The following is a 24,372-nucleotide window of genomic DNA, read 5'->3' on the forward strand; positions in this document are numbered from 1 at the left end:
GTTAATAGTTTAGGTTACAACTATATTTCCTTTGCCGATTCAAAAAAATAATTTTTTATTTGAGTAATTTATCATCAGAAACGGTGTAACGCTATACCTCAATAATGAGATAAGTATTAAAATTATAACTTGATAATTGTGTTGTTAACCTAAGGGTTATTATTATTATTATTATTAATTACATCTTTTTTATGAAAAAAAGCGAATTAAAATTTAGAGCATACTATTTTTTAATTTAAACCATCAACCATATCTAAGGAACAGGATCATATCCACTACCGCCCCATGGGTGACAGCTTAAAATACGTTTAAGACCTAGCCAACTGCCTTTAAAGATGCCATGTTTTATTAAAGCATCTTTAGTGTATTGCGAGCAGGTGGGCTGATACCTACAAGTAGCTGGGGTAAAGGGTGATATTAGATTTTTGTAAATAAAAATCAAGAATAGAAACGGTGCTATTAAAATTTTTTTTAGCATTAATAGGTGTATGTAGTGCCTTCGCGGCCGTCTTTTAGTTGAATTCCTTTTTCAACCAGTTCATCTCTAATTTTATCGCTTAATGCAAAATCTTTGTTCAAACGGGCTTCCTTGCGTAATTCAATTAACAATTCAATTGCGCCATCCAGTTTTGATGTGATATCATTTGTCGCTTCTGCTGAAGCTTGCAAGCCTAACACATCAAATGTAAAATTATGCATAGTTTTTTTCAGCAGTGCCAAATCGGATTTTGATATTTTGGACTTACCCTCTTTAACTTGGTTAATAAATTTTACTGTTTCAAATAGGTGAGCTATTAAAATTGGGCTATTGAAATCGTCATTCATGGCGTCATAACAACGTTGTTTCCATGTGGTAATGTCAAAATTGGTGGTTTGTTTTTCTCCCGTAAGGGTATCTAAATGCTGAATAGCCTCTAGTAATTTTAAGAATCCTTTTTCTGAAGCCTCCAAAGCATCATTGGAAAAATCCATGATGCTACGATAATGTGCTTGTAAGATAAAAAAGCGCACTACCGATGGTTTAAAAGGTTTGTTTAAAATGGTATTGTCACCAGAAAATATTTCATGTGGTAAAATAGTATTTCCTGTACTTTTAGACATTTTTTTACCATTTAGTGTAAGCATGTTAGCGTGCATCCAGTAACGCACAGGTGTTTTTCCGCAAGCGGCTTCACCTTGGGCAATTTCGCATTCATGGTGTGGGAATTTTAAATCCATACCACCTCCATGAATGTCAAATTCTTCACCTAAGTATTTTGTACTCATTACGGTACACTCCAGGTGCCAACCAGGAAAACCATCACTCCAGGGGCTTGGCCATCGCATGATGTGTTCAGGGTCAGCTTTTTTCCATAACGCAAAATCCTGTGGATTTCTTTTTTCGCTTTGTCCCGCCAGCTCACGCGAGTTATTGATCATGTCTTCTAAATTACGTCCACTCAGTTTTCCGTAATCGTTGGTTTCATTAAACTTAACTACGTCAAAATATACTGAACCGTTTACTTCATAGGCAAAACCATTGTCAATTATAGTTTTTATAATTTCAATTTGTTCTACAATATGTCCGGTAGCGGTAGGTTCAATGCTGGGAGGTAAATTGTTAAACTGTTGTAAAATAGAGTGGAAATCTAAGGTGTAGCGTTGCACTACCTCCATAGGTTCAATTTGCTCCAAGCGGGCTTTTTTGGTTATTTTATCTTCACCCTCATCTGCATCATTTTCCAAATGTCCTGCATCAGTGATATTACGTACGTAACGAATTTTATATCCTAAGTGTTTTAAATATCTAAATATTAAATCAAACGAAATAAACGTACGACAATTTCCTAAATGCACATTGCTATAAACGGTTGGTCCGCATACGTACATTCCTATTGCCCCTTCAACAATTGGAATAAAGGTTTCTTTGTTTCCCGATAAGGAATTGTAAATGGTTACCGATTGTTGGTTGTACAAAGGTAAGGGTGTCATAAGAAGTCGCTTTTGCAAAATTTGAATTCAAAAATACTAACTATTTTGTAGGTTCAGTGAATTTTGTCACAAAATACAGTGCAGCATGTTCATATTTTTTATAGCCATTTGATGTTTGTATAGATCAATTACTTTTAAGTTAGAATTTTAAAAATATGATCAATTGATTTTAGGGTTCATTTATTGTGTGTTTTGAAATTGTTTTAGAAAAGGAGAATAGTATATTTACAGTATGAAGTATTTGATGCTTTTTATAACTACTTTAATTTCTATAATTGCATTTGGGCAGCAAGAGCAATCTCTGGTTTTTCCTGAAGTTGATTCACTTTACAGGGAAGACCAAGTTTATTTAGGGATTACATTTAATGTGATAGGAGATCGACCAGAAACAATATCGCAGTCTGGATTTTCTGGCGGTTTGCATCTTGGTGTAATTCGAGATATCCCTTTTAATAAAAAAAGGAGTTTTGGATTAGGATTAGGGCTTGGATATTCGGTTAATACATACAATCATACATTAGTAGTAATACCAGATAATGCGACTGTAAACCAGACCACTTTTGTAGCAGCTACAGATGAAAATAGTACGGGTAGGAGCCAGTTTATAACGCATTTAGTTGAGTTGCCTTTAGAATTAAGGTGGCGTACATCAACACCAAGCACTTATAAATTTTGGCGTATTTATGCAGGAATGCGTTTTGGCTACATGCATTTTTTTAGTGCTAAATTTAAGGACAATAATGGCGTTGAATTTAAAGAAAGAAAACCTGATGGATTGGATCGTTTAAGGTTGGGCGCTACATTAAGTTTTGGTTGGAATACATTTAACTTTCATTTGTATTATAGTTTGAATAGTTTCTTTGATAAATCAGTACAAATTGAAGATCAGCAAGGAGGATTTTCGGTGGTTAAACTTGGTTTAATGTTTTATATATTGTAAAATTTAACCACCGAGTTTTGCTTTAAAAAATAACTTGTAGTATTATCCAAAGCATTAAATTTCCTGTAACATAATTGCATAATGTTCTGTTGTTTGCGTTTTGTAATACTACAAAATTTGTTCTTTTGTCAAAAAATAAATTACTTTTTTTCATAGCTTGTTAATTTTAAAGGGTTTTGAATTTGTATCAATTTATGAGCATGATGACTTTTAAAATATCACTAAACAATCATAGCTAAATCGATAATTTAACGGTGAATTGCATAGGCACATGCCGCAGGTAGGTTTAACGCTTTAACGTACTTAATAAATTTTTTTAAGCTTACTTTAACTGTTGGATTGAAAAAACTTTTCATAATAAAAATTTTAAAGGTTATTAATTATTTGTTTTGTACTAATACAACAGCTGGTATAGCTTTTACCCTACTTATTATTTTTATTTTTTTTAGTAAAAACGCATTTAAATGTTTAAATGCTTAAAAAGCAGGATGAAAAACGTATTTATAGTTTATTGTGCTAGTTTGTAATTGATACAGTTTTTCATTTTAGGTGTGAAATTTGAATGCAGGAAGCAGTATAAAAATTCAGATTTTATAACTTTTTTAGTAAAACCACCCAATCCTTATTTAAATTTAGAGTATTATCCGTAGTTGGAAATCCTAAGTTTCTATGGTTACTCCCAGTTATAATTGGTACTGAGCCTATTTTGAGTTTCCCCCCAACTAACGGATCATACCAAAATACTTTAAATTTATTTTTGGCAGCTTTTAAATTAATGGTAATGTCTTTATTTAATTTAGGAAGATAAATTGCGTAGATTTCGTTAGGGAGTTGAAAGCAATATCCATTTTTGATACTCAGCAATTCATGCTTTGGTTGCATTTGCCAAAAAGGAAGGTGTTCATTAAAAAAGTCTTTAGCAATTTTATTAAGTTCCCAAAGTTGGTTGCGTTGCCTCCAATCCTCGGAACTTAAATCGTTATGAGGGTGTTTAGCTCCAAAATACCATTCGACACCTGCGGCTCCTGATAGTAATGATCCCCATAAAACATGTTGTCGCAAAGGATTGTGAGTAGGATCTAATGAATCTGGCAAAGCACCAGTATGCCAAAGTCCAATTTCATCCATTTATTGCCAGCTTCGCTGGATTTTTTGTGCCAATACGTTACCGCTTCGCTTGTCAGCTCTCTTTGCTCCTGCTGAAGCGATAGTCCGTCCAAATAACTAAATCCTAAAATTGGATTTAAAATTTTATTACGCGTGGAATCAATTGCATGAGTATGAACAACTACTGGATGTTTATATGGATCATTATTTTTGATAAATTTAGCCATGTTTTTTCGTTGTGTATCATTTTGACCTTTTGGAGACCAATGTGCAGGGCCGTTTTCCTCACCTAAATTCCAAATTAATGCTAAATGATGTCCTAATCTCGCAATCAATTCATTTAAGTAAAGTTTTCTGAGTTTTCCTAAATTTCCGTTGTCCTGCATAATTTCATTTTCGGTTTCTTGTAATACATCATGAAGCGCTATGCCTTTAGACTGCATGTGTTTAAGAACAATTTCCCACTACGCTAATTTACTTACATCAAATTGGGTAAGGTCTTTAGGATTTATATAAGGCCACACATCCTTTCCATCACCTAAAATATTTAGCGTTAAAAAGTATACGGAATTCATTCCTTTTTCCGCTAAATAATTAATAGCACCAATAATTGCCTTACCCTTATCGTTTTTCCAGGTAGGATCACCAGTTTTCCAATCTTGAATATGGGGTTTGTATGATTGAATAGTATTAGGAGGGGCAGCTTCATAAGCTCGGGACTCAGTTTTAATTCTGAAGGTGTTATCAAAATCTTGGTAACCTAAAAAATTTTCAGGACTATTTGCTCCGGTTTTTATCCAGTACTTTTCTTTATTTTTAAATTTGAGGTAGCCATTTGAAACTTTTAAAAAGCCATTAGCTTTAAAATTATTTTTTTTCCTTGTCGGAAGGGATGATTATAAAATTACCCGATGCATTTGAAAGTGCAATTGTTTCCGGGGTTATTGATTTTTCAGTAACAGCAATATCGTTGCCTTTAAGTAATTGTGCTTTATAATTCCATTGACCTGTTAGTTTGGGAGTAAAATGAACCCTTCAAATGTTACCAGTTGTTGCACTAGTTTCAGCAGCATTACCATCAGCAGCAAAATAACCACGAATGCTTTTTTTGGTTTGTTTATGTGTAAAATGTATAATGAGTTTGTAGTTAAGAAAAGGATTATAAACGGCAGCCTCGTCAGTTTCAGGCCCCTTGAAATCTAAAGTAATTGTATGCTATTTCATAAAAACTGCTGTGGAATCCTTACTTTTAAATAGGTATTTGAATGGTGTTCAGGGAGCTTTAAACGCTCAATGGAAACAAGTTCAGGGGTTCCACCACGGTTGCCACAACCAGAAGCAGTGTATATATAATTAGCCACCCGAGCAAAACCCGTTCCATGTCTTCCTGTATTTAAATTTGGCCAATTATTCCATGTGTTGCTATCGGTATTAAAGGCAATAACCTCATGATGAACTTTCAATTGCCTATCACTTTCACCTCCTCCAATGATTATTTTACCGTTCCAAGAAAAGGCTGAATTACCTGCGGTTTGAATTGGAATTTTCATGTTATTGGTCACGGGCTCTCATTTGTTAGTCAAAAAATTATAACAATTTCCGTGTGAAACGGTTTACGAAATATCCTGATTTGTAGCTTTATAGGTTCGGCGTCCAGCAAAAGTATAAAGCTTATCCTTATTAATAACTGCCTGAAAGTGATCCCTAGTGTAGGGAGCATCCTCAAGTACTTCCCAGCTTCCTGTTTTAGGATCGTACACATCAAACCATGGTTGGTATCCTTTTAAATGTCCATTAGTTATACCGCCAATTAAGTAAATTTTATTTTTATAGGTTACAGCGCCACATCCTCCTCGTCTTCGGTGGATGGGAATGGAATCACCAAACGTAAATTTATTTTGGTCTGGGTAAAAAACAAGTACACGATTTAATGGCTTTTCATTTGGCCATTGACCAGTCATTGCTCCAAATTATATAAATGGCGTTACCAATAACTACAGGCTGAAAATGATGGACTTCAATTGGAGTAGCAACTTTTTCTTCCCATGAATTTGTAGAAGGATCAAAAACAGATGTTGGATTGATCCGCCGACCATCAATTAAATAGAGCTTTGACTTATATGCTGCAAAACCAGCCTCATGCCTAGCTGTCGGTTGTCCTTTGGTTTCAAGTGTTTCTCATTGCCATTGCGCAACTACTTTGTGCTGACAACTAGCCAAGCAAAATATACCAATAAAAAATATAAACTTAAATTTCAGTTTTAGTCTCATAACACTTTAATCAACAAGAATGTCCCTGTAATTTATAACATTTAGCTTCATTTTTAAGATAATATTGAATATTACTGTAACGAATAGTGTCTATTATTAAGGTGTTAATATTTTCAAAGAGTAAATTAGCTTAAAATAATTACCTAGTTTGGGGTAACTAATATCAGTTCTGATTTTAGATTACTCTAATAAAAATCGGATATTTTTTATTTTGAAGTATCGAGCAAAAAAAACTTTTTTAAAGGAGTAATTTAACTCCCGAAACGGTGTAAGATTGTACTTTATAAAGGGCAGCCTTTACAATTATTTTTAAAATTGTAAGTGATATCAAGTTTTGAGTAGCAAAAAAGCATCTAACCTTTTTAAAGTTAAATGCTTTTTTTGATGGTATGCCAATATTGGTTTTATACAGTAATTTAATGTCTGAAATTGTATTATTAATAAATGGCGTTAATCTAAATTAATTTTGCAACAACTGAATTGGACCTAAGCGTTCTCTTTTATACTCAGTATAATAAGGTTCATTGGGATTATTACTAGGTACAACTACATCAACAATTAAATAAAAAGAGATTGACTGGGGTAGTATTGTTCTTGAAAATTCATTAATGTATCCAACCTCACGCGAATTAGGGCCGATAGTTTCAGGAGAATAAATACCGTTGATTTTTCCATCAGCATTAAACAAAAAGTTAAGGGTTACTTCATTATCTAAATCAACAGTTTTTCCTAAGGTTGTGCCAATACTTCCATGAATTCCATCGGAAATGTTTGAAAATTGTAGTTGAAAATACGCAATACTTGCAGATGAATTTGTAATTTCAGGAATAGTCCAAGAAAATTTAACGCTATTGTCAGTAATTTTTAATGCCTTAATTTCAAAATCTGAAATAAAAATTTTGTTAGCAGTTTTTTGCGAAAAGTATTTAATTCTCAATTTGCCTTCATTATTTTGATCTTTTGCTACTATTTTTATTTTATACGTGGTATTTTCATTTAATGAATTGATGCTGTAATAATTACCTCTTGCTCTAAAGGTGTGATTTTCTTCAATTTTTACTCCATTCAGAAATACATCATGCCTATAATTTGCATAGGTGTCTCTTGAGTCTATGTACCATCCAAATCTTATTCTACTATCAGTTATGGCACTGTAATACGTGTTGAAATTGGGATCTGAATTTTGAACTTGATATCTAACTAATCTATTTAAAGACCAAGATTTGCTTTCAAAAGAATAAGTAAAAGAGTTTCTTAATTTGGTATTGTCCCATTTAGGTAATGCAATATAATCGCTGTTACTGCTATTGTAAACATAGGTATAATTAGAATCTTCAAAAACAATAGAGTATTTTATTGTAGTTCCTTTATCAGGATTGCCATACACATCTTCTCCAATTTTTTCATAATAAAAACCATCTGATGCAGCCCATGTTATTACGGTATCCAAAACTATATTAGGTAGCGGTTTTTGATTAGTATCTAATACTTTAGCGGCTGTCTTAAGTTCATTTAATGCTGAAGAATTATCAGATAATTGCTCGAAAGATATAGGTAGCGGATTTGAGGTTTTAGTATCAAATGCATTTTCCTTTATGCCGTCCGTTTCACATGAGATAAACAATGAAAAGCATAGTGCTGCTGATAATGTTGCAATCTTTTTAATTTTATTAATCATAACTTTTAAAAATTTAGAGTTGTTGAAAACGTAAAATTATGATGGTAAATATTATTGTTTTACCCTGAATTCAGTGTTTTTTAAATTTTTAACGAATTTTAAATTACAAGATTAAACTAATTGAACTTATTTGAATCCACTGAATTCAGGGGGTAACTATCACTGAAAAGGATGTTTTATAGAAATAACCCTTTAACTGAGCAACAAAAATCTAATAATAAAGAGAAATCAAAAATTCGAGTACGGAGTAGAATACGTTTTTGGGTTTATGGAAAATTCAATGGGCAGTACGTTTTTCAGAAAAGTAGGTGCTAAAAAACTACAATTCAAAAAAAAGCACAAAATCAAATTTGTTGGAGGAATCAGTTTTTAGAGATACCCTTTAGAGTATTATCCTTAGTTAGAAATCCTAAATTGCTATTGCAGAAGCTACAGTCTGTTTAAATATCTAAATCCTAAAATTATACCATTAAAATTTGTTACATCAAAATGATTAGGAATCAGTTTATATTTTTAGCAAATGAGGTAAACTAATATATTAAGTACTTGTTTTTTTGTTTTAAAAAATAGTATATGATAAGTGTTAGTTACATAATCTTGGGTTTAATTTCTTCAATACTTGGAAGCATACTACCAAGCTTTTTAAATTTAACTGTTATTAAATTCAACTTAAAATATGGTAAAAAATCATCTTTTTATCTAATATTTGGGATCTGTTTTATTCTTTTTTTTCAAGCCAATTTAGGAGCGTATTTATCGAGTGTGCTGGTCAAAAATTCGGAATACATTCATGTAATCCAAAAAGTTGGAATCGGAATATTACTCATATTATCGTTTAATTTCTTTCGAAAATATTTTACTCCATCTACACGTAAAATAAATAAAAAAGGAAAGCCTAAAAATGCATTTGTGCGTGGCTTATGGATTTCATTTATCAATACATTTGCTATTCCATTTTATTTTCTAGTAATTTCATTTTTAACAGAGTTAGGTCATTTCACTTATTCCTTAGTAAATAGTATGTACTTCTCACTGGGCTCCATAACTGGATCATTAGTAGTATATACAATATATGCAATTGTTGCTAGTAAAATTGAAAAAAGCATTTCACACATCGCTACAAAGATGGATCTTGTACTAGGTTGCGTAACAGGTATTGTAGGATTAGGCAATCTCTTAAGTTACATTTAAATAATCAATTTTTGCAACTCCTTTAAATTTTATAAAAGAATAAATGTATATCCGCTTAGTGTCCATTTGCTGTAATGCTAGCTATTACTAGCCTGTCAAAGATTTTCTCTCCAAAATACCTTCTATTAAGTTTGTATACGAATTCGTTAAGGTAGAGTTGAAGATATTTGGCTTTAATTTTATGATAAGTCCCTACAAAGTTCCTCTTTGCATTACTGATAGCTATATGCACCCACTTCAAAGTTTCTTTGGTAGTCTGTTCATTCGATTTTTCACTCATATGTACTTCTACATAATCAGCGATATTTACATATGAAGTACTTTGATCCGTGAAGACAATAGTTTGGTCATTATCTATTGCTGATTGTAAAGTATCATCCGTTTGATCTGCTTTATGGCTTGTCAATACTTTAGCTTTAAAATACCTACACTGCCTTTCTTGCTTTCCTGTATCAATATCTTCCAGAACCGTACTTTCAGCCATTATCATAACATTAGACTTGATCTTGCTACCACGGCCTGACTTCTGAGTTTTTTGGGCTTGCTCTGATGCTTCTATAGTAAAATAACCTTCATCCATTTCTATCATCCCTTCCAAGGTATATCTATCATCTCGTTGTCCCATTGCTTTACGTAACTTGTGAACCATAGCCCATACAGGCTCATAGCGCTTTAATCCTAACTGGCGCTGTATTTCTTTTGAAGAAAACCCTTTCTTGGTGGCACTCAAAAGGAAGATCGTTTTATACCATATCATAAAAGACAACTTTGAACTTTCCATGATAGTACCACTACGTAATGAAGTTCTAGAATTGCACGATTTACATTGGTAACTCCACTTATTGATTAACCAATAATGGTCTGTACTTTGGCAACGCTTGCAAATAACACCTTGCTTATCTCGTTGTTCCTTAAAATGAAGACGACAACTTTTTTCATCTGTGAATTCTGCCCCAAAAGAAAATATATTCATGATTTAACCATATTTAATTCAATACAATATACAAAAATTATTTCAATTTAGGATCTTTTGCGGATATGAATTAAAGAATATACTCATATCGTATTACTTCAAAATTCATTATTGCAATTCTTTAAATTAATGGATTACGATACATTTAAGTATAAAGTTTCTTCATTCTAAAAATTTTACAACATTTTAAAAAAATTATGCAAGATTTTAGCTCTTGGCTTTTACTAATTTTATTTCTTAATTAAAAAAAAGTTATGATACGATCAATAGATGAAACAAATCAACCCCAAATGTTTGAATCTGATTTAGAAGGTTCATTTGATTTTGAGTTAATAAGTGAAGTGGAATCTTATTTTGAAGATTTTATGTAATAATTAAAAAGAGGACCTCATGAAAAATAAAAATATTAACCAGGTTAATTAAACAGTTATCTCTTGCTGAAAATAAATATTTTGAAATTGCCGATCTAATTAAGGAAACCATTTTAAAAAGACATTTAAATCATCAAAGCTCGATTAGAAATAGTCTAAAAATTTCTCTTATTGAGGCATTAGCAAATAACGAATTTGAATATGAAGATTTTCATTTTTCAAAAAATTTGCTTTTTACAAATGGATACCTAATCACTAGTGAATTAGAAAATTTTGATTACGAGAAAAGATTAAGTCTTTGTTTATCAGAAGACAATAAAGTTATTGATTTATGTGATGAAATTTTAAATGATGAAAAGTTGCCTATCGAAATCCAAGAAAACATTCTTAACATTAATTGGAACTTGATGCTTAATTCTATTGAAATATCAAAAATTAAAAAGCTAATTGAATCCAAAAGTGATCCCGCTAGTACTACTGATAAATTAGTTTATCTGCATAGTGCTCGGTAAAACAGCTAATAAAAAGCTCCGAGCCAGAAAACTTTGATTTTGCTTATGGTCTGGCGGTATATTTATTCATTGATGAAAGGTATACCAGTACAAAAAAGGAGCTTTTACTATTACTTTTTTACCGAAGGATATTAGTTAGAATTTGTAAGTAAACTATACTTTTTGAAAAATAGTATTACTGGAAAAACTACAAACTTTAAAAGTTGGATACACCATAGGCATGATTGATCTATATCTTACATTCGTTACCGAAATCGAATTTTGGAAACCATGTTGTTCATATCCTTTTTAAAAAAAGAATGAATACTACTATGGTTTTATTGACAAAACATTTTAGAAAGTGCAATTGAAAATTTTAATCAATTTTTTTTGGAATGGCAATCATTACATAGTTATAATAATATAACAATTTAAACACCTTAGAATTATGGAAGAGTCTAAAATTCAAAAACTATTGCAGTTGACATTTGAAGTGGAGCGTATGTTTTTTGAATCAGCCGAAAAAGTGGATATTGTGGAATTTTCAAGGTTTTTACATTACCAAAGTGCAAAAAGAAATAATTTTTGTAATCAATTGATAGCGGCATTTGTTAAAAATGACATCGAACCCGATATGACATACATCAAAAAAAGACCAACATCACTTGGCACAGAGATATTAAAGATTGCTACCTCCCAAGATCAACAAATTATGGAAGTAAAAAAGTGCCTGAAGTTTGATAATTCATTAATCAATCTTTGCAATAATGTTTTAAAAGATACTTCCTTACCCATCGATATCTTGGATGTAATTACTAAAGAAATGACCTATCTAAGATTGATAAGGAGTGAAGGCGCTAAGTTGATCAAAAAAATTTTAAATATAGAACAAAATAGTACTGTTTCTAAAGTGATTCCTTTAAATAAACGGATGATTAAATAAACACAATTGGAATTATAGTAGTAATGTGTTGCGAGCAAATTGATAGTTAAGGGTTACTTTTCGGGTTTAAAAATAAAAGCATGAGGAAAACTCTTGCTGATTTTCATAAGTGCTCTATCGGCATCCAAACGTGTTTGAAAATTTCCCACCCACACTTTGTAATTAGGGGTTTCATATTCTATCTTTCCGGGCCAGTCTGTAAATTTAGCGTTAAAATTACTTAAAACGCTATGGGCTTTGTTTAAGCCCCCGTAATACAATTGAATTTTATAAGTATCCTTATTGCTTTCGGCAAACTTAGTTTTAATTAATTTAGTAATGTTTGGATCTGCATTTATGATGACATTAGCAGGGGTATTTGCTTGCAAATTAGCATTGATCGTTTCATCTTGCGCACAAATTGAGCTGCTCAAAATAAAAAAAAGAAGTAATAATGCTTGAAAACTGAATTTCATTGTGTTGTAATTTTTGATCTATACAAATGTAAAAGAAAAGCCTATATGGTTGATAAAATTCTTTATTTAGAATATTTATAAATTAGGTTTTAAGCTCAGGGGAACATTTTGCAAACCGACTTTATGTAGTACTTTTGCTCTGCAATTTATGTATTGATTTTGTAATATTTATTTGCAGAATTCGTGCCAAAAATTAGATGATAACTCTATAATTTAATATGAGACAGGTAAAACACCGAAATTCAGTTTCTAAACTACTTCTTTTAGGTCTTGCATTTCTACTTACGTTTTCAACTACTATCACTTATGCACAAGCAGATGCAGCAAAGGGTAAAGAGTTGTTTAATTCGCTATGTGCAGCTTGCCACAAACGTTACAAAAAAGCTACGGGTCCGGCACTTTATGGTGTTACGGAGCGTCATAGTACTGAATGGTTATATAAGTGGATTAAAAATAGTTCGGCTTTAATAGCTTCAGGAGATGCAGAGGCAATTGCTATTTATGAGGAGTACAATAAAACTCCTATGAATTCTTTTCCTCAATTATCCAATGGTGATATTGATAATATACTTGCTTATGTAATGGAGCCGAAGCCTGAAAAACCAGCAGGAGCTGTGCCAGTTGCAGGAGCTCAAGCAGGAGGAGGTTCTTCGGATTCTAGTGCTACAAATTCTATAGTGTTAGGATTGCTTGCATTGGTTTTAGTTGTATTAATTGGAGTGTTGTTTTTGGTTAATAAAACGTTAAGGAAATTTGCTCAAGCTAATGGTGTTGAATTACCAGTTAAAGAGGAAAGAAAACCTATTTGGAAAGCGTTTATTGAAAATCAATTTTTATTATTAGTTTCAGCGGTATTCTTTTTGTTAATAAGTGGGTATTTTGTCTACGGTTTTCTAATGCAAGTAGGCGTTGATCAAGGGTATGAGCCAGTACAACCAATACACTATTCACATAGAATTCACGCAGGTGAAAATAAAATAGAATGTAAATATTGTCACTCGTCTGCACGTGTTTCTAAACATTCAGGAATACCTTCATTAAATGTGTGTATGAATTGTCATAAATCAATTGCTGAAGTTGCTGAGGAGACTCAGGCAGAAGGATTGGCTGAATATGGCGTGGATTACAACAAGCAAATTCAAAAATTATACAAGGCTGTAGGTTGGGATGCAGGCAAACAAGTATACACGGGTAAAACTGAACCTGTAAAGTGGATACGTATTCACAATTTGCCAGATTTTGCTTATTTTAACCACTCGCAGCACGTTATGGTTGCTGGTGTTCAATGTCAAAAATGTCACGGATCAGTAGAGGAAATGGAAATTATGTACCAATACTCGCCATTAACTATGGGTTGGTGTATTAATTGTCATCGAGAAACTAATGTAAATATGGTGGGGAATGCGTATTATGAAAAGATTCATGAGGAGCTTTCTAAAAAGTATGGTGTTGATAAACTTACGGCAGCTCAAATGGGTGGTCTTGAGTGTGGGAAATGTCACTATTAAGGAAAATTCGTTTTTCTTTTTCGAGAAGTCGAAAAACTCTTAAGAATTAATTCAAGGGTTTAAAACTAAAAATAATTTAAGAAGCAAATAAGTTATATATATGTCATCAAACAAGAAATACTGGAAAAGTGTTGAGGAGCTAAGTGATAGCTCTATGGTTGAGGCGCTCAAGCAAAATGAGTTTTCTGAAGATATTCCGGTGGAAGGTTTTTTGGAAGACAAGCAAGTGCTTGATGAATCTTCTACATCACGTAGAGATTTTTTGAAGTATGTTGGGTTTAGCACCGCTGCTGCAACTTTAGCAGCATGTGAGGGGCCTGTAGTAAAATCGATTCCTTATGTAGTGCAGCCTGAGCAAATTGTTCCTGGTGTAGCTAATTATTATGCAACTACAATTGCTGATGGTTTTGATTTTGCTAACGTACTTGTAAAAACTCGAGAAGGTAGGCCAATTAAAATTGAAAGTAATCGATTAGCTGGTGCAAACGGAGCTGCAAACGCTCGTGTACATGCTTCTGTATTGTCAATGTATGACAATACGCGATTAAAATCACCACAAGTTGGTGGAAAAGATACTAATTGGGCTTCATTTGATAAACAATTAGCAGATAAGTTAAGAAAAACTTCTGGCAAAATCGTTTTGTTAACGCAGACGTTTGCCAGTCCTTCTACTAAAAAGTTAATTGATGAATTTGCTTCGAAATACACAAGTGTTTCTCAAGTAGTTTACGATTCAGTTTCAAATACTGAGGCTTTAAATGCTTATGAGCAAGTATACGGTATCCGTGGTTTAGCTAGTTATGATTTTGAAAAAGCGGATACTATTGTAGGTATTGGTGCAGATTTCTTGGGAGATTGGCAAGGTGGAGGTTATGATGCAGGATACGCTAAAGGACGTATTCCTCAAGATGGAATAATGTCACGTCACGTGCAGTTTGAAGCTAATATGACGTTGACTGGTGCTAATGCAGATAAGCGAGTGGCTGTTACGCCATCGCAACAAAAGCAGGTGTTGGCGGCATTGTATGGTTTTGTAATGGGATATTCAGTAAACGCAAGTTTGCCAGCTCCAATAAAAGAAACAGTAAAAAAAGCGGCGCAACAATTAAAAGCTGCTGGGAGTAAAGCTGTCGTTGTAACAGGAATTCAAGATAAAGATGCGCAGGTAATTGCCCTGGCAATTAATAATAAATTAGGGAGTAAAGTATATGATGCTGATCGTCCTAAATTAACCAGTCAAGGTGATGCGAAAAAAGTTGCAGCCTTGGTAGCTGATATGAATGCAGGTAGAGTAGGGGCATTGTTAATAGCGGGAGTTAATCCTGTTTACACGTTGCCAAACTCTAAATCATTTGTTGACGGTTTGAAAAAAGTAGGTACTACAGTTTCCTTTGCTTCAAATAATGATGAAACTGCTACTTTATGTGAATTTGTAGCGACTACGCCACATTATTTGGAATCTTGGGGTGATGTAGAAATTAATAAAGGGATTTATAGTTTGGTGCAGCCAACAATTAGACCTTTGTTTAAAACGCGTCAGTTTCAAGATACTCTTTTACAATTAATAGGTTCTGATTTAACCTATGATGCTTACATTAAAAATGTTTGGAATACGTCAATTTTAGGTGGTGCTTCTTATAACAGAGCGCTACATGATGGTGTATTTAAATCAAATAAAATAGCAAAAGTTGTTGCTTCAGCTGAATCTGAAGAAGCTGATGAAGAAGTGCGAGAAACTCCTGTTTTTACAAGTTCTTTTGTTACTTCTGTAAGAAGCTTAACTTCTGCGAAAGCAAAAGGGTTGGAGTTAACATTGTATACTAAAACCTCAATGGGGAGTGGTAATCAAGCTTCAAATCCTTGGTTGCAGGAATTACCTGATCCAATAACAAGAGCATCTTGGGATAATTACTTAACAGTTTCAAAGGCTGATGCGGATAGTTTAGGTTTAGAAAATGAAAATGTAGCCAACGGAGCATTAAACGGAAGTTATGCTACGGTTACTGTGGGTAGTGTTAAGCTTGAAAATGTTCCTGTTATTATACAACCTGGCCAAGCTAAAGGATCAGTAGGATTAGCGCTTGGTTACGGAAGAAAGCAAGGATTGAAGGAAGAGATGCAAGTAGGTTTAAATGCCTATCCGCTATACCAAAACTTCAACAGCGTGCAATCTGTTAAGGTTGATAAAGCTTCAGGAGTGCATGAGTTTGCTTGTGTGCAATTGCAAAAAACATTAATGGGTCGTGGTGATATTATTAAGGAAACGACTTTAGAGATATTTAATACAAAAGATAAACCTGCTTATAATCCAACACCAATGGTTTCGTTGGATCATGAAGAGACTCCAGTGACTTCGCCAGATGTTGATTTATGGGATGAGTTTGATCGTTCAGTAGGTCATCATTTTAATTTGTCTATTGATCTAAATGCGTGTACTGGTTGTGGTGCATGTGTAGTAGCGTGTCATGCTGAAAATAACGTTCCGGTTGTTGGTAAGTCTGAAGTACGTCGCTCGCGTGATATGCACTGGTTGCGTATTGATAGGTATTATTCTTCAGAAGAAACTTTTGAAGGCGATAATGAAAAGAAAGAAGGTTTTGCAGGACTAGGTGAAAACTTATCTGGTTTTGGTGAAATGGAAGTGGCTTCGGAAAATCCGCAGGTGGCATTCCAACCAGTAATGTGTCAGCATTGTAATCATGCGCCATGTGAAACAGTATGTCCGGTAGCGGCATCATCTCACGGGCGTCAGGGTCAAAATCACATGGCTTATAATCGATGTGTGGGTACACGTTACTGTGCTAACAACTGTCCGTATAAAGTGCGTCGTTTTAACTGGTTCTTGTACAATCAAAATGATGAGTTTGATTTCCATATGAATAATGATTTAGGTCGTATGGTAGTTAATCCTGATGTTACGGTACGTTCGCGTGGGGTAATGGAAAAATGTTCTATGTGTATGCAAATGACACAAAAAACAATTTTAGATGCCAAGAGAGATGGACGTGTTATTGAAGATGGTGAATTCCAAACTGCTTGCTCAAATGCGTGTGTCAGTGGAGCGATAATATTTGGTGATGTTAATGATAAGTCGAGTAAAGTGGCAAAGTCACTTGAAAGCGATCGTATGTATCACTTATTGGAGCATGTGGGGACAAAACCAAATGTACAGTACCAGGTAAAAGTACGTAATACAAAAGAAGCTTAATTAATTAACAAAGAAACTAACAGATAGTATATTATGTCTCATTACGAAGCACCTATACGAAGACCTCTTGTAACAGGCGATAAAGGTTACCACGATGTAACTTTGGATGTTGTAGCGCCTGTTGAAGGAAAAGCAAACAAACAATGGTGGATTGTATTTTCCATTGCATTTGTAGCTTTTGCCTGGGGATTGGGTTGTATGACTTACACCATTGCCACAGGAATTGGTACTTGGGGATTAAATAAAACAGTAGGATGGGCCTGGGATATTACCAACTTTGTTTGGTGGGTAGGTATCGGTCACGCAGGAACTCTGATTTCAGCAGTATTGCTATTGTTCCGTCAAAAATGGCGTATGGCAATTAACCGTTCTGCGGAGGCAATGACAATTTTTTCGGTAATGCAAGCAGGATTGTTTCCAATTATTCACATGGGACGTCCGTGGTTGGCATACTGGGTATTACCTATTCCAAATCAATTTGGATCTTTATGGGTAAACTTTAACTCTCCATTACTTTGGGATGTATTTGCAATATCAACTTACCTGTCGGTATCATTGGTATTCTGGTGGACCGGTTTGTTGCCTGATTTTGCGATGATACGTGATAGGGCAGTTACTCCTTTTACTAAACAAATTTACAGTGTACTTTCATTCGGATGGTCTGGTCGTGCTAAAGATTGGCAACGTTTTGAAGAAGTATCTCTTGTATTGGCAGGTTTAGCAACTCCATTAGTACTTTCAGTACATACTATTGTATCTTTTGACTTCGCAACATCAGTTATTCCAGGTTGGCATACTACAATTTTTCCACCATACTTTGTTGCTGGTGCAATTTTTTCAGGTTTTGCTATGGTAAATACTTTGTTAATTATCATGCGTAAAGTATGCCATTTGGAAAACTACATTACTTTGCAACATATCGAATTGATGAATATTGTAATTATGATTACAGGTTCAATAGTAGGTGTAGCGTATATTACTGAGCTTTTTGTAGCGTGGTACTCTGGCGTGGAATATGAGCAGTATGCATTTTTAAATAGAGCAACAGGTCCTTACTGGTGGGCATACTGGGCAATGATGACTTGTAATGTGTTTTCACCACAGTTCATGTGGTTTCCTAAATTGAGAAGAAGTATTATGTTTTCTTTCTTTATATCAATTGTGGTAAATATAGGGATGTGGTTTGAGCGATTTGTGATTATTGTTACTTCACTTCACCGTGATTATTTACCATCATCATGGACAATGTTCTCGCCAACATTTGTTGATATTGGAATTTTCATTGGAACAATTGGTTTCTTCTTTGTGTTATTCTTATTGTACTCGCGTACATTTCCTGTAATAGCACAAGCTGAAGTAAAATCGATATTGAAATCTTCGGGCGAGAAGTACAAAAAATTAAGAGAGGCAGGAAAGCCTACTTATGAGAGAGCTGAAGGAATTGTTGAATTATTAGCTGATAGTCACGACGACCATCACTAAACTATAAAAGAAACTATAGATGGCTTCAAAAGTTGTTCATGCCTATTACCTTGATGATGAGGTATTGATGGATGCAGTAAAAGCATTAAAAATTAAGCACTACCATATTGAAGAGGTGTTTACACCTTTTCCAGTGCACGGACTAGATAAATTGATGGGCTTGCCACACACACGTTTGGCTATATGCTCTTTTTTATATGGATTAGTTGGTTTAACTGTGGCAATTACTATGATGAATTATATCATGATCGAAGATTGGCCGCAGGATATAGGAGGTAAACCAAGTTTTAGTTATATTGAAAATTTACCTTCATTTGTACCAATTATGTTTGAGCTTACGGTATTTTTTGCCGCTCACTTAATGGTAATTACTTTTTATATGAGAAGTAAATTGTGGCCATTTAAAAAAGCAGAAAATCCAGATGAGCGTACTACTGATGATCATTTTTTGGTGGAAGTAGATGCAAGTCACACTGATGTTGACGAATTGACAGCGTTTTTAAAAGATACTGGTGCTGTTGAAATTAACTTAAAAGATAAGGAGTAGCTTTATGAGAACATTAATTAATTCATTATTTGCGTTTGCAGCTGTTGCATTGGTTACTTCTTGTAATAGTAAGAAAAAACCAAACTATCAGTACTTTCCTAATATGTATGAGTCTGTTGCTTATGAAGCGTATAGTGCTCATGATATTTTTTCGGAAAATGATAATTCTGAAGCATTAAAGCCCGTTGATGGTACAGTACACAGAGGATGGTTGCCTTATGATTATGAAAATTCGCCAAAAGGATATGCTAAAGCAAAGGCATCATTGAAAAATCCTATACAATATACTAAGGAGAACGAAGCTACTGGTATGCAATTGTATACAATTTATTGTGCTATTTGCCATGGAGATAAAGGTAACGGTAAAGGTACTTTGGTAAAAAGAGAGAAAATTTTAGGGGTACCTAGTTATGATGATGTGGGGAGAGCAATCACCGAAGGAAGTATTTATCATGTAATGTATTGGGGGATCAATTCAATGGGGTCTTATGCATCGCAAACAAGCATTGAAGAGCGTTGGCAAATTGTACAATATGTACAATCACTAAAAGCGAAGCTAGAAGGTAAAACACCAAGAATTGATAAAGCCGCATTAGTTGCAATCAACAATGAAGAAGCTATTTTAGGTCAACAGAATGTGATTAGGTTAAGTGATGAAGCTGATCTTGATCATGATGGAACTATGGAAACGCATAATGATGATGGAGATGGTGAAAAAGAAAAAGTTTCGCATAGTAAAAAAGATCTTTTAGGGGGTAAATCACATCACTCTCACAAAGAAGCTGGAAAAAAATAATTAAATACGAATAACGATTTTTTAAGATATGTATACGTTATCAAAAAATTTAAAATTAATTCCTATCATTTTGATGGTAGTAGGAGCTATTGGATTAGCAATAGGTTTTGTTTCTGCGCCAAGCACAATTGAGGAAGTTAAAGAACATTTAGCGGCGAGTCATCACGACGATCATGGTGCTTCACACGCACCAGCTGCAACGCACGATTCCCATGCACATGGAGGTGATACACACGCTGATCATAAAAAAGATGCGCATGGTCATGGAGCTGCTGAAGCAGGACATGATGCGCATGGTGGTGATAAACATTACGAGCATGTGTTGCATCAATTGCAAAATAAGCCTTGGGCAGCATTGTATGTAGCGGCTTTCTTTTTCTTTATGATTGCTTTAGGTGTATTGGCATTTTATGCTATTCAATTTGCAGCACAAGCAGGTTGGTCTCCTTTATTGTTACGAGTTATGGAAGGTATTACTGCTTACTTATTGCCAGGAGGAATTATTCTTTTTGTAATTTTAGCATTATCTGGTTTTCATATGAATCATTTATTTGTATGGATGGATCCAGAAGTAGTTGCACATGATGAATTAATTCAAGGTAAGTCGGGTTGGTTAAATGTGCCTTTCTTTTTAATAAGAGCCGCAATTTATATTGGTGTATGGAGTTTATACCGTCATTTTGCAGTAAAATATTCTCGTAATCAAGATGAAAGTCCAGAAGGAAATGTGTGGTACAAAAAGAGTTTTAAGCTTTCTGCTGTATTTTTAGTTTTCTTTATCTATTCTGAATCTATGATGTCATGGGATTGGATCATGAGTTTTGATCCGCACTGGTTTAGTACGTTATTCGGATGGTATGTATTTGCAAGTTTATTTGTAAGTGGGATTACTGTAATTGCTTTAGTAACTATTTATTTAAAATCTAAAGGATACTTAGAGCAAGTTAATAATAGTCACATACATGACTTAGCTAAATTTATGTTTGGTATTAGTGTATTTTGGACCTACCTATGGTTTTCTCAGTTCATGTTAATATGGTATTCAAACATTCCTGAAGAAGTTACCTATTTTATTACGCGTATCAATGATTATAAATTACCGTTTTTTGGTATGCTTATCATGAATTTCTTATTTCCTGTACTGGTAATGATCAACACTGATTACAAACGTATTAACTGGATTGTAGTAATGGCAGGTATTGTTATTCTTTTAGGACATTATGTTGATGTGTACAACATGGTAATGCCAGCAACAGTAGGCCAATCGTGGTTTATAGGTATTTCAGAAATAAGTGCTGTTTTGTTATTCTTAGGAATATTCATATTTGTAGTGTTCAATGCGCTTACAAAAGCACCATTAGTACCTAAAGGAAATCCATTACTTGGAGAAAGTAAGCATTTCCATTATTAATAGAATTTAGACATTAAATTAAGATAGATTACAATGACGATTTTTTTAATCTTACTAGTAGTAGCCCTTTTGGGAATCACTTTTTGGCAACTTTCTAAAATTTTAGAATTGTCACAAGGGTCAACTGACAATTCCGAAGTGGCAAACGACAAGGATAATTCAATGCAAGGGAAATTGATGCTTGCTTTTGTTGTTTTTTTATACTTATTAACCATTTGGTGTTTTGTACAGTATAACAGTTATTTTTTGCCAGAAGCAGCTTCAGAACATGGTGCAGAATATGATCGTTTAATGATGATTTCGGTAGTGTTAATTATGTTTGTACAAATTTTAACACAAGGCTTGTTACATTTTTTTGCCTACAAATACAGAGGTAAAAAGGAAAATAAGGCTACTTTTTTTGCGGATAGTAATTTACTTGAAATTGTATGGACTGCAATTCCAATTGTAACATTAGCTGCGCTTATTATATATGGACTGTATACTTGGGTTGATATCATGAGTATTGATGATGAAGAGGATGCTTTAGTTGTTGAATTGTACGCATATCAGTTCGATTGGAGGGCACGTTATGCTGGTGCCGACAATGAATTGGGAAAAGCTAATGTGCGTTTCATTGAAGGTGTTAACACTTTGGGTGTAGATGCTTCAGATGCTTATGCTCAAGATGATATCATTGTTAATGAATTGCATTTGCCTGTGGGTAAAAAAGTAATTTTTAAAATGAGATCTCAAGATGTGTTACACTCAGCTTATATGCCTTTTTTTAGAGCGCAAATGAATGTGGTTCCCGGTATGATTACTGAGTTTTCTTATACGCCTACGATGACTACTGAGGATATGAGGGCTTCAGACTTTATGGTGGATAAAGTGCAGACAATTAATGACATCAGAAGAGAAAAGAGTATTGATTTGGCAGCTGAAGGGGAAGAAGTGCTTGAACCTTATGAATTTGATTATTACTTATTGTGTAATAAAATTTGTGGAGCTTCGCATTTTAACATGCAAATGAAAATTGTTATTGAATCAGAGGAAGATTATAATAATTGGATTGCCGAGCAGGAAACATTTCGTCAATTAGTTTCTAAATAATAGTTTTAGGATCAATTTTAATAAATGAAGTATAATTTTATAATTTGTTCGATTCCATTTATCGATAATTTATAAGATATTTATAATATAAAATATACAAAAGGTTTTAAATTATGTCAGCAGAAGGACACGGACATCACAAAGAAACATTTATCACTAAATACATTTTTAGTGAAGACCATAAGATGATTTCAAAACAGTACTTAATTACTGGTTTGCTTATGGGTATTATTGGTATAGCAATGTCATTATTGTTTAGAATGCAAATTGCATGGCCTGAGCAGTCTTTTGCAATTTTTGAGGTATTGTTGGGTAAATGGGCACCCGATGGTGTCATGGATCCTAATGTATACTTGGCGTTGGTTACTATACATGGTACTATTATGGTATTTTTTGTATTAACAGCTGGTTTGAGTGGTACGTTCAGTAATTTATTAATTCCACTACAAATTGGAGCACGTGATATGGCTTCAGGATTTTTGAATATGGTATCTTATTGGTTATTCTTTTTGAGTAGTATAATAATGGTGTTTTCTTTATTTGTTGAGGCTGGTCCAGCAGCAGCAGGTTGGACAATTTATCCACCACTAAGTGCTTTGCCACAGGCAATGCCTGGTTCAGGTATGGGTATGACATTATGGTTGGTTTCTATGGCTATTTTTATTGCATCGTCATTACTTGGTTCATTGAATTATGTAGTTACTGTAATTAATTTACGTACCAAAGGAATGTCAATGACACGTATGCCGTTAACTATTTGGGCTTTCTTTGTAACCGCAATTATTGGTATTGTTTCATTTCCGGTATTGCTTTCGGCAGCATTACTATTAATAATGGATAGAGGTTTTGGAACTTCATTTTATTTAAGTGATATATTTATTAAAGGTGAAGTATTGCATAACCAAGGTGGTTCACCAGTATTGTTTGAGCATTTATTTTGGTTTTTAGGTCACCCTGAGGTATATATTGTACTGTTACCTGCATTGGGTATTACTTCTGAAATTATTGCTACAAACTCACGGAAACCTATTTTTGGGTACCGTGCCATGGTAGGATCGATATTAGCTATTGCATTTTTATCTACAATTGTTTGGGGTCACCACATGTTTGTATCCGGGATGAATCCATTTTTAGGATCCGTATTTACATTTACAACCTTGTTAATTGCTATTCCATCTGCAGTAAAATCATTCAATTATATTACTACGCTTTGGAAAGGTAATTTACAGTTTAATCCAGCTATGTTATTTTCAATTGGTTTGGTATCTACATTTATTACGGGTGGATTAACAGGAATTATTTTAGGAGATAGTACGTTAGATATTAACGTGCATGATACTTACTTTGTAGTTGCACACTTTCACTTGGTAATGGGTATTTCTGCTTTATACGGACTATTTGCAGGTGTGTATCACTGGTTCCCTAAAATGTACGGTAAAATGATGAATAAAAACTTGGGATATGTTCACTTTTGGGTAACTGCAATTGGAGCTTACGGAGTTTTCTTTCCAATGCATTTTGTGGGTATGGCAGGGTTACCACGTAGGTACTATACATATACAAATTTCCCATATTTTGACGATTTAGCAGATACTAATGTGTTAATCACAGTGTTTGCAATAATCACTGCGGCAGCACAATTGGTATTTTTATACAATTTTGTATACTCTATGTTTTATGGTAAAAAGGCTACTATGAATCCATGGAAATCTAATACATTAGAATGGACTACACCAGTAGAGCATGTTCATGGTAATTGGCCTGGTGAACTACCAACTGTTTACCGTTGGCCTTACGACTATAGTAAAACAAATGCTGATGGTGAATATGTAATAGCTGGTCAGGATTATGCACCTCAGGTGATTCCTTTACAGGAGAATGAAGAAGAGTTGCATCATTAATATAAACTATGTATTATTTTATATAGATTACTAAAA

22 protein-coding genes are annotated in these 24,372 nt (G+C 33.8%); 12 read left to right on the forward strand and 10 right to left on the reverse strand.

Translation table 11 applies throughout. The features are described 5' to 3' along the window. Positions 1-253: 253 nt before the first annotated feature. Both yidD and cysS read right to left on the reverse strand, forming a co-directional pair. Positions 254-478: a membrane protein insertion efficiency factor YidD gene (gene yidD, locus GMC_RS0110490; RefSeq protein ID WP_010522099.1), complete on the reverse strand. Its 225-nt coding sequence runs from the start codon at positions 476-478 to the stop codon at positions 254-256. Further along, positions 478-1,971: a cysteine--tRNA ligase gene (cysS, locus tag GMC_RS0110495; protein WP_010522100.1), complete on the reverse strand. Its 1,494-nt coding sequence runs from the start codon at positions 1,969-1,971 to the stop codon at positions 478-480. The genes yidD and cysS overlap by 1 nt, the downstream gene beginning before the upstream one ends. 232 nt (positions 1,972-2,203) lie before the next feature. On the opposite strand from cysS, the gene GMC_RS0110500 reads away from it, so the two are divergent. After that, positions 2,204-2,911, forward strand: coding sequence for a porin family protein (locus GMC_RS0110500; RefSeq protein ID WP_010522101.1), 708 nt, complete (start codon positions 2,204-2,206; stop codon positions 2,909-2,911). A 591-nt stretch (positions 2,912-3,502) separates the two neighbouring features. On the opposite strand, the gene GMC_RS20725 is transcribed toward GMC_RS0110500, so the two are convergent. The 6 genes from GMC_RS20725 to GMC_RS0110550 all read right to left on the reverse strand — a co-directional run bounded on the left by GMC_RS20725 (position 3,503) and on the right by GMC_RS0110550 (position 7,967). After that, positions 3,503-4,039, reverse strand: coding sequence for a putative collagen-binding domain-containing protein (locus GMC_RS20725; protein ID WP_029489715.1), 537 nt, complete (start codon positions 4,037-4,039; stop codon positions 3,503-3,505). Further along, positions 3,991-4,461: a hypothetical protein gene (locus GMC_RS20730; protein ID WP_029489716.1), complete on the reverse strand. Its 471-nt coding sequence runs from the start codon at positions 4,459-4,461 to the stop codon at positions 3,991-3,993. Before GMC_RS20730 ends, GMC_RS20725 begins: the two co-directional genes overlap by 49 nt. Before the next feature lie 592 nt (positions 4,462-5,053). Further along, complete coding sequence (locus GMC_RS23000; protein ID WP_369073179.1) at positions 5,054-5,227, reverse strand: DUF5060 domain-containing protein; 174 nt, start codon at positions 5,225-5,227, stop codon at positions 5,054-5,056. Positions 5,228-5,238: 11 nt separating this feature from the next. Beyond that, a complete protein-coding gene (locus tag GMC_RS20735; protein WP_029489717.1) occupies positions 5,239-5,568 on the reverse strand; it encodes a Kelch repeat-containing protein in 330 nt (109 codons plus the stop codon). A 63-nt stretch (positions 5,569-5,631) separates the two neighbouring features. Next, on the reverse strand, positions 5,632-5,979 hold the full coding sequence (locus GMC_RS20740) for a Kelch repeat-containing protein (RefSeq protein ID WP_029489718.1): 348 nt from the start codon (positions 5,977-5,979) through the stop codon (positions 5,632-5,634). Between the two features lie 770 nt (positions 5,980-6,749). Continuing rightward, complete coding sequence (locus tag GMC_RS0110550) at positions 6,750-7,967, reverse strand: hypothetical protein (protein WP_010522102.1); 1,218 nt, start codon at positions 7,965-7,967, stop codon at positions 6,750-6,752. Positions 7,968-8,540: 573 nt separating this feature from the next. Here GMC_RS0110550 and GMC_RS0110560 point away from each other — a divergent pair. Continuing rightward, complete coding sequence (locus GMC_RS0110560; protein WP_010522103.1) at positions 8,541-9,158, forward strand: LysE family translocator; 618 nt, start codon at positions 8,541-8,543, stop codon at positions 9,156-9,158. A 55-nt stretch (positions 9,159-9,213) separates the two neighbouring features. Here the strand turns inward: GMC_RS0110560 and GMC_RS0110565 are convergent, their stop codons facing one another. After that, entirely contained in the window at positions 9,214-10,131 is a 918-nt protein-coding gene (locus GMC_RS0110565; protein WP_010522104.1) for an IS1595 family transposase, read from the reverse strand. 598 nt (positions 10,132-10,729) lie between these two features. On the opposite strand from GMC_RS0110565, the gene GMC_RS0110575 reads away from it, so the two are divergent. Beyond that, positions 10,730-11,014: a hypothetical protein gene (locus GMC_RS0110575; protein ID WP_010522105.1), complete on the forward strand. Its 285-nt coding sequence runs from the start codon at positions 10,730-10,732 to the stop codon at positions 11,012-11,014. A gap of 427 nt (positions 11,015-11,441) precedes the next feature. Next, positions 11,442-11,936: a hypothetical protein gene (locus tag GMC_RS0110580; protein WP_010522106.1), complete on the forward strand. Its 495-nt coding sequence runs from the start codon at positions 11,442-11,444 to the stop codon at positions 11,934-11,936. Positions 11,937-11,989: 53 nt separating this feature from the next. Here GMC_RS0110580 and GMC_RS0110585 read toward each other — a convergent pair whose 3' ends face one another. Continuing rightward, positions 11,990-12,391 carry an SPOR domain-containing protein gene (locus tag GMC_RS0110585; RefSeq protein ID WP_010522107.1) on the reverse strand — a complete coding sequence of 134 codons (402 nt, stop codon included), beginning with the start codon at positions 12,389-12,391 and terminating at the stop codon, positions 11,990-11,992. A 218-nt stretch (positions 12,392-12,609) separates the two neighbouring features. On the opposite strand from GMC_RS0110585, the gene GMC_RS0110590 reads away from it, so the two are divergent. From GMC_RS0110590 to GMC_RS0110625, 8 genes are all read left to right on the forward strand, one after another. Then, positions 12,610-13,899 (forward strand): c-type cytochrome, encoded by a 1,290-nt coding sequence (locus GMC_RS0110590; protein WP_010522108.1) that lies wholly within the window; start codon positions 12,610-12,612, stop codon positions 13,897-13,899. Between the two features lie 100 nt (positions 13,900-13,999). Then, complete coding sequence (locus tag GMC_RS0110595) at positions 14,000-17,107, forward strand: TAT-variant-translocated molybdopterin oxidoreductase (protein ID WP_010522109.1); 3,108 nt, start codon at positions 14,000-14,002, stop codon at positions 17,105-17,107. A gap of 30 nt (positions 17,108-17,137) precedes the next feature. Continuing rightward, positions 17,138-18,589, forward strand: a complete 1,452-nt coding sequence (gene nrfD / locus GMC_RS0110600) for an NrfD/PsrC family molybdoenzyme membrane anchor subunit (protein ID WP_029489719.1) — start codon at positions 17,138-17,140, stop codon at positions 18,587-18,589. Between the two features lie 19 nt (positions 18,590-18,608). Then, on the forward strand, positions 18,609-19,136 hold the full coding sequence (locus tag GMC_RS0110605; RefSeq protein ID WP_010522111.1) for a DUF3341 domain-containing protein: 528 nt from the start codon (positions 18,609-18,611) through the stop codon (positions 19,134-19,136). A 4-nt stretch (positions 19,137-19,140) separates the two neighbouring features. After that, the gene (locus GMC_RS19735) at positions 19,141-19,932 is read left to right on the forward strand and encodes a c-type cytochrome (RefSeq protein ID WP_010522112.1); all 792 of its coding nucleotides are present in this window, start codon (positions 19,141-19,143) and stop codon (positions 19,930-19,932) included. Between the two features lie 28 nt (positions 19,933-19,960). After that, entirely contained in the window at positions 19,961-21,343 is a 1,383-nt protein-coding gene (locus tag GMC_RS0110615) for an urease accessory protein UreE (RefSeq protein WP_010522113.1), read from the forward strand. A gap of 33 nt (positions 21,344-21,376) precedes the next feature. Beyond that, positions 21,377-22,435, forward strand: a complete 1,059-nt coding sequence (locus GMC_RS0110620) for a cytochrome c oxidase subunit II (protein ID WP_010522114.1) — start codon at positions 21,377-21,379, stop codon at positions 22,433-22,435. Positions 22,436-22,548: 113 nt separating this feature from the next. Beyond that, the gene (locus tag GMC_RS0110625) at positions 22,549-24,336 is read left to right on the forward strand and encodes a cytochrome c oxidase subunit I (RefSeq protein WP_010522115.1); all 1,788 of its coding nucleotides are present in this window, start codon (positions 22,549-22,551) and stop codon (positions 24,334-24,336) included. The last annotated feature ends 36 nt before the right edge of the window (positions 24,337-24,372 follow it).

This window comes from Aquimarina agarivorans (assembly GCF_000218485.1).
GTDB classification, from domain to species: Bacteria; Bacteroidota; Bacteroidia; order Flavobacteriales; family Flavobacteriaceae; genus Aquimarina; species Aquimarina agarivorans.

Bases quoted from the DNA above. Each gene is read 5' to 3' on its own strand.
- GMC_RS0110500 (WP_010522101.1), top strand. From the start codon at position 2,204: ATGAAGTATTTGATGCTTTTTATAACTACTTTAATTTCTATAATTGCA.
- GMC_RS0110595 (WP_010522109.1), top strand. From the start codon at position 14,000: ATGTCATCAAACAAGAAATACTGGAAAAGTGTTGAGGAGCTAAGTGAT.
- GMC_RS0110590 (WP_010522108.1), top strand. From the start codon at position 12,610: ATGAGACAGGTAAAACACCGAAATTCAGTTTCTAAACTACTTCTTTTA.
- GMC_RS20730 (WP_029489716.1), bottom strand. From the start codon at position 4,461: ATGCAGTCTAAAGGCATAGCGCTTCATGATGTATTACAAGAAACCGAA.
- GMC_RS0110625 (WP_010522115.1), top strand. From the start codon at position 22,549: ATGTCAGCAGAAGGACACGGACATCACAAAGAAACATTTATCACTAAA.
- GMC_RS0110615 (WP_010522113.1), top strand. From the start codon at position 19,961: ATGTATACGTTATCAAAAAATTTAAAATTAATTCCTATCATTTTGATG.
- GMC_RS20740 (WP_029489718.1), bottom strand. From the start codon at position 5,979: ATGACTGGTCAATGGCCAAATGAAAAGCCATTAAATCGTGTACTTGTT.
- GMC_RS0110565 (WP_010522104.1), bottom strand. From the start codon at position 10,131: ATGAATATATTTTCTTTTGGGGCAGAATTCACAGATGAAAAAAGTTGT.
- GMC_RS19735 (WP_010522112.1), top strand. From the start codon at position 19,141: ATGAGAACATTAATTAATTCATTATTTGCGTTTGCAGCTGTTGCATTG.
- GMC_RS0110550 (WP_010522102.1), bottom strand. From the start codon at position 7,967: ATGATTAATAAAATTAAAAAGATTGCAACATTATCAGCAGCACTATGC.
- yidD (WP_010522099.1), bottom strand. From the start codon at position 478: ATGCTAAAAAAAATTTTAATAGCACCGTTTCTATTCTTGATTTTTATT.
- GMC_RS0110580 (WP_010522106.1), top strand. From the start codon at position 11,442: ATGGAAGAGTCTAAAATTCAAAAACTATTGCAGTTGACATTTGAAGTG.
- GMC_RS0110560 (WP_010522103.1), top strand. From the start codon at position 8,541: ATGATAAGTGTTAGTTACATAATCTTGGGTTTAATTTCTTCAATACTT.
- GMC_RS20725 (WP_029489715.1), bottom strand. From the start codon at position 4,039: ATGGATGAAATTGGACTTTGGCATACTGGTGCTTTGCCAGATTCATTA.
- GMC_RS0110585 (WP_010522107.1), bottom strand. From the start codon at position 12,391: ATGAAATTCAGTTTTCAAGCATTATTACTTCTTTTTTTTATTTTGAGC.
- cysS (WP_010522100.1), bottom strand. From the start codon at position 1,971: ATGACACCCTTACCTTTGTACAACCAACAATCGGTAACCATTTACAAT.
- GMC_RS0110605 (WP_010522111.1), top strand. From the start codon at position 18,609: ATGGCTTCAAAAGTTGTTCATGCCTATTACCTTGATGATGAGGTATTG.
- GMC_RS20735 (WP_029489717.1), bottom strand. From the start codon at position 5,568: ATGAAAATTCCAATTCAAACCGCAGGTAATTCAGCCTTTTCTTGGAAC.
- GMC_RS0110620 (WP_010522114.1), top strand. From the start codon at position 21,377: ATGACGATTTTTTTAATCTTACTAGTAGTAGCCCTTTTGGGAATCACT.